This is a genomic window from Streptacidiphilus sp. MAP12-20 (genome assembly GCF_041262525.1).
GTDB lineage: Bacteria > Actinomycetota > Actinomycetes > Streptomycetales > Streptomycetaceae > Streptacidiphilus.
This window is the reverse complement of sequence record NZ_JBGCCK010000051.1, coordinates 1-2392: the sequence shown is the minus strand read 5'-3', so window position 1 is coordinate 2392 and position 2392 is coordinate 1. Positions and strand designations below refer to the sequence as shown.

Below are 2392 nucleotides of genomic sequence, written 5' to 3'. Positions count from 1 at the left end.
TCAGAACAACACAGTGGACGCGTAGCAACTATGGACAAGCCCTCGGCCTATTAGTACCGGTCAGCTCCACCCCTTACAGGGCTTCCACATCCGGCCTATCAACCCAGTCGTCTACTGGGAGCCTTACCCCATCAAGTGGGTGGGAGTCCTCATCTCGAAGCAGGCTTCCCGCTTAGATGCTTTCAGCGGTTATCCCTCCCGAACGTAGCCAACCAGCCATGCCCTTGGCAGGACAACTGGCACACCAGAGGTTCGTCCGTCCCGGTCCTCTCGTACTAGGGACAGCCCTTCTCAAGACTCCTGCGCGCGCAGCGGATAGGGACCGAACTGTCTCACGACGTTCTAAACCCAGCTCGCGTACCGCTTTAATGGGCGAACAGCCCAACCCTTGGGACCTACTCCAGCCCCAGGATGCGACGAGCCGACATCGAGGTGCCAAACCATCCCGTCGATATGGACTCTTGGGGAAGATCAGCCTGTTATCCCCGGGGTACCTTTTATCCGTTGAGCGACGGCGCTTCCACAAGCCACCGCCGGATCACTAGTCCCTGCTTTCGCACCTGCTCGACCCGTCGGTCTCACAGTCAAGCTCCCTTGTGCACTTACACTCAACACCTGATTGCCAACCAGGCTGAGGGAACCTTTGGGCGCCTCCGTTACATTTTAGGAGGCAACCGCCCCAGTTAAACTACCCACCAGACACTGTCCCTGATCCGGATCACGGACCCAGGTTAGACATCCAGCACGACCAGAGTGGTATTTCAACGTCGACTCCACGACAACTGGCGTTGCCGCTTCACAGTCTCCCACCTATCCTACACAAGCCGAACCGAACACCAATATCAAGCTATAGTAAAGGTCCCGGGGTCTTTCCGTCCTGCTGCGCGAAACGAGCATCTTTACTCGTAATGCAATTTCACCGGGCCTATGGTTGAGACAGTCGAGAAGTCGTTACGCCATTCGTGCAGGTCGGAACTTACCCGACAAGGAATTTCGCTACCTTAGGATGGTTATAGTTACCACCGCCGTTTACTGGCGCTTAAGTTCTCAGCTTCGCCCCACCGAAATGGAGCTAACCGGTCCCCTTAACGTTCCAGCACCGGGCAGGCGTCAGTCCGTATACATCGCCTTACGGCTTCGCACGGACCTGTGTTTTTAGTAAACAGTCGCTTCTCGCTGGTCTCTGCGGCCACCCCCAGCTCAGGAAGTAAATTCCATCACCAGGCGTGGCCCCCCTTCTCCCGAAGTTACGGGGGCATTTTGCCGAGTTCCTTAACCATAGTTCACCCGAACGCCTCGGTATTCTCTACCTGACCACCTGAGTCGGTTTGGGGTACGGGCCGCCATGAAACTCGCTAGAGGCTTTTCTCGACAGCATAGGATCATCCACTTCACCACAATCGGCTCGGCATCAGGTCTCAGCCTCATGTGTGGCGGATTTGCCTACCACACGGCCTACACCCTTACCCCGGGACTACCACCGCCCGGGCTGGACTACCTTCCTGCGTCACCCCATCGCTCAGCTACTACAAGCTCGGGTCACCGGCTCCACCACTCCCCCTTGTCCGAAGACTCCGGGGCGGCTTCACGGGCTTAGCATCACCTGGTTCGCCGTTGGCGCTTCAAAGCGGGTACGGGAATATCAACCCGTTGTCCATCGACTACGCCTGTCGGCCTCGCCTTAGGTCCCGACTTACCCTGGGCAGATCAGCTTGACCCAGGAACCCTTGGTCAATCGGCGCAAGAGTTTCCCACTCTTGTATCGCTACTCATGCCTGCATTCTCACTCGTGAACCGTCCACCACTGGATTCCTCCGCGGCTTCACCCGGCACACGACGCTCCCCTACCCATCCATGCACCCGTTGGGGCTATAGCATGAATGACACGGCTTCGGCGGTGTACTTGAGCCCCGCTACATTGTCGGCGCGGAATCACTTGACCAGTGAGCTATTACGCACTCTTTAAAGGGTGGCTGCTTCTAAGCCAACCTCCTGGTTGTCTCTGCGACTCCACATCCTTTCCCACTTAGCACACGCTTAGGGGCCTTAGCCGGTGTTCTGGGCTGTTTCCCTCTCGACCATGGAGCTTATCCCCCACAGTCTCACTGCCGCGCTCTCACTTACCGGCATTCGGAGTTTGGCTAAGGTCAGTAACCCGGTGGGGCCCATCGCCTATCCAGTGCTCTACCTCCGGCAAGAAACACGCGACGCTGCACCTAAATGCATTTCGGGGAGAACCAGCTATCACGGAGTTTGATTGGCCTTTCACCCCTAACCACAGGTCATCCCCCAGGTTTTCAACCCTGGTGGGTTCGGTCCTCCACACGGTCTTACCCGCGCTTCAACCTGCCCATGGCTAGATCACTCCGCTTCGGGTCTTGGGCGCGCGACT

At 57.4% G+C, this 2392-nt stretch carries 1 rRNA gene; it reads right to left on the bottom strand.

The features are described from left to right. Positions 1-30: 30 nt before the first annotated feature. Positions 31-2392 (bottom strand): 23S ribosomal RNA (locus tag ABIA32_RS33480); the annotation flags it as partial.